We start from the raw sequence: 7,034 nt of genomic DNA, 5'->3' as shown, positions 1-7,034 counted from the left end.
CCCACCGGGCGGCCGGGCTGTCCCTTCATCCCCGGCTGGCGGTAGCGGATCCCGAGGACCGGCACGCCGAGAGCGAAGACCGCCGGGTCGGCACGCGGGCTTTCCGCCTCGACGACACTGGCCGGTCCGCCGGAGAGAATGACCGCCTGCGGCGCGAAGGCTTCGAGAAAGCCGGCATCGACTTTCTGGAAGGGATGGATCTCGCAGTAGATCCGCGCCTCGCGCAATCGCCGCGCGATCAGCTGGGTGACCTGGCTGCCGAAATCGACGATGAGCAGGCGCTGGTGGCTCTCTGATGTCATGGGCGCACGAATAGGGCTGCGCGCGCCGCTTCGCAAGGGAATCCGCCGACGCGACACAATCGGCCTGCGGCGAGGCTATGCCGTTGTTCCAGAAGACTATTGCAGGTTCCGGCGGGAATATTCCCGCCTCGCCAGTCTGGTCCGCGGCATCGACCGCGCCGCCGGGGGCGGACGGGGAATTTCCGGCGGCGGGCGCCGGACGGGGCGACGTCGGACTTCTTCCTCGCTCGGCCCGGAAGGGCGATCGCGGGCATCTTGCGGGTTCGGCGACCCGGCTTGAAGGAAGCGGGTGCGAAGATCCCTATCGCGTTTCCGTATAGACAGTATAGCAACATAGTATTTTTGCGATACCTTATCCTGCTCTATCACTGACGCATCGAGGGGCGCTCACAGCGGGACATCGGAACGGATGCGGGTCAGCGGCGCGAAACGGAACGGAATTCACGACCGCGTCGGGATTGCGCCGCCTTTCGCATCGCCGCGCCCCGCAGATGCCGCTCGAAGGCGGGCCGACGGCTGGCCGCCCAGACCAAACCGGTGGAGCGATCACGGCTCGTCCTCCTTGCCCCGAAGGGAAGATGAATGACACAGCAGCTGACGGGTGCCTGTGCGTCGGAGGATTCCGCGATGCGGAAACGGCAGTGCCCGAAGACGCTCGGAGCCAGCGCCGATGCCGCGGGCACCGATCAGGGCCGCGGGGTCGAGGCGACGGTGCCGCTTCGCGATCCGTCCGGGCCGGCCGGGACCAGCATGGCCCATGCCGGGTTCTTCGCCGCGCCCTTGCCGGCGCGCGCCGATTTCGGCGTCCCGGGCTTGCCGAAGGATGCGCAGACCGGAATCGACGCAATCCTTGCACTGAGCGGGGCGTGGCGATGAAGCCCGAGCACGGATGCCCGCAGGCAATTCCCTTCGAGAACAATCCGGTCCGCGACTGGTCGTGCCGCGCCATCGACGTCCTGCTCGGAGACGCGCGACGGTCGGCCGACACGCATCTGATCCACCCCTATTTCAAGGGGCTTCAGGGCATCTCGGCCTATCTCAAGGACGAGAGCACGCACCCGACCGGAAGCCTGAAGCACCGGCTGGCGCGGTCGCTCTTCCTCTACGGCCTCTGCAACGGCTGGATCGGCCCGGAAACGACACTGATCGAAGCGTCTTCGGGGTCGACGGCCGTGTCCGAGGCCTATTTTGCACAGCTGCTCGATCTGCCCTTCATTGCCGTGATGCCCCGCTCCACCAGCCCCAAGAAGATAGCGGCGATCGAGCAGCTCGGCGGCCGCTGCCACTTCGTCGACCGTGCCGGTGAGGTCTATCAGGTGGCCGAGAGCATCGCGCGGGAGACGGGTGGCCACTATCTCGATCAGTTCACCAATGCGGAACGTGCAACCGACTGGCGCGGCAACAACAACATCGCCCAGAGCATCTTCGAGCAGATGCAGTACGAGGCCGATCCGGTTCCGGAATGGGTGATCATGAGCGCGGGCACCGGTGGGACCTCGGCCACGATCGGGCGCTACATCCGCTACAACAAGCTTGCGACCAGGCTCTGCGTCGTCGATGTCGAGGGCTCGGCCTTCTTCGACGCCTGGTGCACGGGAAACCGCGACGTGACCGCGCCGGGGAGCCGAATCGAGGGGATCGGCCGGCCTCGGGTGGAGCCTTCCTTCATCCCGACGGTGATCGACCACATGATCCGCGTGCCCGACGCTGCCTCGATCGCGGCGGCGCGCGTGCTGTCCGAGCGGCTGTTCCGCCGTGTCGGCGGATCGACCGGCACCAACTTCTTCGGGTTGCTGACCATTGCCGAAGCCATGATGCGCCGGGGGCGCGAGGGCGCGCTGGTGACGCTTCTCTGCGACAGCGGCGACCGCTATTCTGACACTTACTACGACGATGCGTGGCTTGTCGCGCGCAACATCGACCTCGCGCCGTGGCGGGAGCGGATCGAACGCTTCCTCGATCACGGCCAGCCCTTGACGGATTGAGGCCGGGAAGGAGGTGGCGATCCCAGGTGCGGGCAGCATGGGACGGGCAGGGGCGGCGCTTCCGCGCAGGCGCGGACCTGCGTCAACGCCGTTGCCGCGGCCAGGGGCGGGCAGGGTGAAACCGGCCGGCCGCGGAGCGTGCGCCGGATACGCTTCGCCGATGGTCGCCTGCAGCCGCCAGGACAGCGGGACGACCGCCTGCCGCGGGCCTTGCGCCTCGTCGGCGAGCCCTGTCAGGCGCATCCGAGCGCGCGGCGGAGGTGCCGGCGCCAGCCCGGAGCGGCCCTCTGGAAACGCTTTGACCGCGAGGCTGTCGCGCCCGGCAGAGGGACATGCCGCTTGCCCCGCCGCGGAGGGAATCGTGGCGGGATCTGGGCCGGCGGCCGGCAGGCGTTCCGCGCCCGGGCGGGCCGGGACGGCGGAGGGCGCCCGCTCGTGACCGGCCTTCTCGCAAATCGCGCCTTTCGCCACCTCTTCGCATCGCAATTGATGTCGCTGATCGGAACCGGGCTGATGACGGTCGCGCTGGCGCTCCTGGCCTACGAGATCGGCGGCGCCGCACAGGCCGGGTTGCTGCTGTCCGGGGTCTTCACGATCAAGATGGTCGCCTATGTCGGCTTCGCCCCCTTCGCGAATGCCCTCGTCCACAGGGTGCCGGTGCGGCCGCTGCTGGTCGCGCTCGACCTGGCGCGACTGACGCTCGCGCTTCTCCTGCCGCTGACGGATGCGGTCTGGCAGGTCTATCTCCTGATGTTCCTGTTCCAGATGTGCTCGGCCGCCTTCACCCCGGCCTATCAGAGCACCATCCCCGACGTGCTCGCGGACGAGGCGCAATATGCGCGGGCGCTGTCGCTGTCGCGCGCGGCCGGCAATCTCGAAACCCTGGTGAGCCCGGTCCTGGCCGGGTTGCTCCTCATGCTGGTGGCGCCGCCGGCGCTGCTTCTGGGCACGGCCCTGGCCTTCGCGCTGTCGGCGGCCGCCTTGTTCGGCGCCCGCTTGCCGGCCCGCGGCACCGCGGGGGTGACCGAGCCGTTCCGGCGGCGGCTGGCCAAGGGCTATGCCATCTATCTGCACACCGTCCGGTTGCGCGGGCTTCTGGCGGTCAATTTCGCCATGTCGCTGACCATGGCCTGGGTTCTGGTCAATTCCGCGGCCTATGCCGGGCTGCGTTTCGGAGGGGGCGCCGCGGTCTATACCGATCTCATGGCCGCTTTCGGCGCCGGGTCGATCGTTGCTGCCCTCGCGGTGCCGCGCCTGTTGCGCCACCTGTCCGAACGCCGCCTGATGCTCGGCGGAGCCGCGTCCATGGGCGGGCTGGCCTTCACCATCCTGTCCGAGCCGGATTTCGCCGGGTTGCTGGCGCTCTGGGCGGGGCTGGGGGCCATGTCCTCGCTGGTGCTGACGCCGGGTTCGTTGCTTCTGGTGCGGTCCTCCGCACGCGCGGACCGCCCGGCGCTCTTCGCCGCGCAATTCTCGCTGTCGCACGCGGCCTGGCTGATCGCCTATCCGCTGTCGGGCTGGCTCGGATCGGAACTGGGGCTCGCGGCGGCGCTCGTGACCCTCGGGACGGCGACGCTTGTGATCACGGCGGCAACCGCCCTTCTCTGGCCGGCCGATGATCCGGCCGAGCTCAGCCACGTGCATACCGGCCTCCTGCCCTCGCATCCGCATGTTCGGTCCGGCGCCTATCGGGCGGTCGACGGCGCGCGCGCCATCGTGCATTCGCACAGGTTTCACATCGACGAGTTGCATCCGCGATGGCCATCCCCGGAGCGCCCGTGAATAGTGACCCGTGGGAATGAAGCGAACCGCAAGCGAGGGCCGGTAGACGGACATGACGAAGGAGAGCGAGATTTCTGTCGGAATCGCGGGGGCCGGATCGGTGGCCTTCGCCACAGCCGCCTTTCTGAGCAGGAACGCGGTCCCGGCGATGCTGTGGTCGCCGTCGGGGGCGCGGACCCGGGCGCTGGCCGCGGGGGCCGACCTGGTTGCGACCGGGGCCGTGGAAGGTTCCTTCCGACCCGCCATCGCAGAGAGCGCCCGCGCGCTTGCCGAGGCCAGCGACGTCCTGATGATCGTGCTGCCGGCCTATGGGCACAAGGCGGTGATGGACGCGCTGGCGCCGCATATCCGCCCGGGCCAGCCGGTGATCATCAGCTCGCACGCCTCGCTGGGTGCGCTCTATCTGTCGGACCTCCTGGCGCGGCGCGGGGTGGTCGCGCCGATCGCGGCCTGGGGCACGACGATCGTTACCGGCCGCCAGCAGCCGGATCTGACGCATGTCAAGGTCAACACTCTGCGCAAGAGCGTCGACATCTGCACCGTGCCGGAACGCCTGTCCGGCGAGGGGCTGGCGATCTGCCAGCGCCTGTTCGGCGATCGTTTCAAGATGCGCGACGGTCTCCTGGCGATATCGCTCAGCAACCTCAACCCGCAGAACCACATGGGCATCGCGCTCGGCAACATGACCCGGATGGAGCGCGGCGAGACCTGGAGCCAGGGGCAGAACGTCACTCCCCATGTCGGGCGCCTGCTCGAGGCGCTGGACCGGGAGCGGCTGGAGATCGCCGCCGCGCTCGGCCTGTCGGTGCGCACGATCTTCGAGCATTTCCACCTGTCCTTCCACGTGCCCGTCGCCAGCATCTCGGAGATGAACCAGCGCATGCACGAGATGGGCAACGGCGGCACCGGACCGGCCACCGCGGACAGCCGCTACGTCACCGAGGACGTGCCGTTCGGGCTGGTCCTGACCACCAGACTGGGCGAGATGACCGGCCGCCCCGCGACGCTGCATCGGGCGGGGATCGACATCTTCTCGGCCATGTACGGTCGCGATTTCGCGCGCGAGAACGTGCTGGTCGACGCCATCGGGCTCGATGGCATGAGCCTTGAGCAATTGCAGGCGTCCATCCGGGATGGCATCCTGCCCGACGTTCCCGCGCGAACCGGCAATGGCGGCAGCCAGGTCTCGGGAGCATCCACCCAGCCCGCCGATCATCACTGAAGTCAACACGGGGAGAGAGACGAATGACAAAGCTGATCCAATCCAGGCGCCGCTTTCTGGGCACCGCGGCGGGGGCCTCCGCACTCCTGGCCTCGCCGGCCTATCTGCGCTCCTCGGCCGCGCAATCGGGCGGAGTGGTGAACGTCTGGACCTACGACGAATTCGTGCCGGAAGACCTCAAGCAGGCTTTCGAGAAGGAAACCGGCATCGAGGTGCGGATCCGTCTGGTGGACGACCAGGGCAAGCAGTTCAACCTTCTGGCCGCCGAACAGCCCAACCCGTCGGTCGACATTCTGACCGTCGCCGGCCACCGCTTCCTGCAGTTCATCGACTCGGAACTGATCGCGCCGCTCGATACCGGCCGGCTGGCCAACTGGGGCAACATCAATCCGGTCTATTCCGACGGCGACTGGGCCACGATCAACGGCAACAAATGGGGCGCACCGATCCTGTCGGGGGCCGAGATCATGGCCTACAACACGGATTTCGTGCCGGAGGACCGCCGCAACACCTGGGACACGCTGTTCTCCGAAGACTACAAGCAGCAGACCGCCTACATCCCGTCGGACCTGATGTCGATCGTCATTCTCTACCTGGGCTATGACGGCAACATGATCGCCTATTTGGACGATCCCGACGAGGCGGCCCGCATCGTCTCCGAGGCGCGCGACTTCCTGATCGAGCACAAGCCGCTGGTGCGGAAATACTACGATTCCGGCGCCGAGATTCAGCAGATGCTTGTCAATCAGGACGTGGTGCTGTGCCACGCCTGGAACGGGCCGATCTCGCAGCTGATCATGGACGGGATGCCCCTGGGGATGAGCGTTCCCGACGAGGGTTCCTACGGTTTCGTCTACACGCTGAACATCGCCAACAACGCGCCGAATGCGGACAATGCCTACAAGTTCCTCGACGCCATGCTGGCGAGTTCCGAGATCGGCGCGGAGCTGACCAGATCGACAGGCTTCATCTCGACCTACAAGGGAGCGTCGGAGCACCTGTCCGATCTCGAAAAGGCCGCCTCCTCGCTTCCCGACGAGCAACTGGAGAACCTCCAGTTCTTCCGGGCCGAGGCCAACGACATGAAATACAGCCTGATCGATCCGGCGGTCGAGGAGATCAAGGCCGCCTGACCCGATTGCGGCCCCGGCCCGCGTTGCCGGGGCTGCCCCCTGTCACCACGCTGCACCTGGGGTTGCTGCGCAAGCCGCGTGCGACCGACGAGGAGATCAGATGTCAACAACGTCCCGCTCGGAAACCGCTGCGGACACCTCCCGAAGGCCCGCGTCCGGCAAGGGTGACGCCCCGACCTTCTGGGGGCGGCTCTCCCATTCCGGCCCCTATCGTGCAGTCACCGACTACGTGTTCGGCTCGACCCGCCGGCAATTCGTCCTGCTGGCGGCCTTTCCGATCTTCTGGGTCCTGTTCGCCCATCTCGGGCCGATCCTGCAGATGATCCGCGTGAGCTTTCTCGATTCCTATCCGCCATCGGTCGGGCACACGCCGCAATTCACCCTGGACAACTGGCGGACCTTCTTCACCGAGGTGATCTTCCTCAGGCCGTTCTTCCGCACCCTGGTGTTCTCGGTGGTGCTGACCTTCGCCACCCTCGTGCTGGTCTATCCGGTGGCCTATTTCCTGTCGCGCCACGTCAAGCGCGACAACCAGATGCTGCTTCTTCTGCTGCTGCTGATCCCGTTCTGGGTCGGGGAGATCGTGCGCACCTATGCGATCATGATCCTT

General features: G+C 67.2%; 6 protein-coding genes and 1 pseudogene. 6 read left to right on the top strand and 1 reads right to left on the bottom strand.

Annotated features, from left to right (window positions below; all coding sequences use genetic code 11):
* Nucleotides 1-302 (bottom strand): glutamine amidotransferase-related protein (locus tag V7050_RS16390; protein ID WP_442885706.1); only part of this gene is annotated, 302 nt, incomplete at its 3' end.
* A gap of 582 nt (nt 303-884) precedes the next feature.
* Between V7050_RS16390 and V7050_RS16385 the strand changes: the two genes are divergently transcribed.
* The 6 genes and pseudogenes from V7050_RS16385 to V7050_RS16360 form a co-directional block, all read left to right on the top strand.
* Nucleotides 885-1,178 carry a hypothetical protein gene (locus V7050_RS16385; protein ID WP_324365222.1) on the top strand — a complete coding sequence of 98 codons (294 nt, stop codon included), beginning with the start codon at nt 885-887 and terminating at the stop codon, nt 1,176-1,178.
* Nucleotides 1,175-2,287, top strand: coding sequence for a PLP-dependent cysteine synthase family protein (locus V7050_RS16380; protein WP_324365226.1), 1,113 nt, complete (start codon nt 1,175-1,177; stop codon nt 2,285-2,287). Before V7050_RS16385 ends, V7050_RS16380 begins: the two co-directional genes overlap by 4 nt.
* A gap of 435 nt (nt 2,288-2,722) precedes the next feature.
* Nucleotides 2,723-4,069 carry an MFS transporter gene (locus V7050_RS16375; protein ID WP_324374294.1) on the top strand — a complete coding sequence of 449 codons (1,347 nt, stop codon included), beginning with the start codon at nt 2,723-2,725 and terminating at the stop codon, nt 4,067-4,069.
* Nucleotides 4,070-4,121: 52 nt separating this feature from the next.
* On the top strand, nt 4,122-5,291 hold the full coding sequence (locus V7050_RS16370; RefSeq protein WP_324365220.1) for an NAD/NADP-dependent octopine/nopaline dehydrogenase family protein: 1,170 nt from the start codon (nt 4,122-4,124) through the stop codon (nt 5,289-5,291).
* A gap of 23 nt (nt 5,292-5,314) precedes the next feature.
* Complete coding sequence (locus V7050_RS16365) at nt 5,315-6,424, top strand: ABC transporter substrate-binding protein (RefSeq protein WP_324365219.1); 1,110 nt, start codon at nt 5,315-5,317, stop codon at nt 6,422-6,424.
* A gap of 100 nt (nt 6,425-6,524) precedes the next feature.
* Nucleotides 6,525-7,034, top strand: a pseudogene (locus V7050_RS16360) (ABC transporter permease); the annotation flags it as partial.

It is taken from the genome of Amaricoccus sp., assembly GCF_036846665.1.
GTDB lineage: Bacteria > Pseudomonadota > Alphaproteobacteria > Rhodobacterales > Rhodobacteraceae > Amaricoccus.
This window is presented reverse-complemented; position numbering and strand designations above follow the sequence as displayed.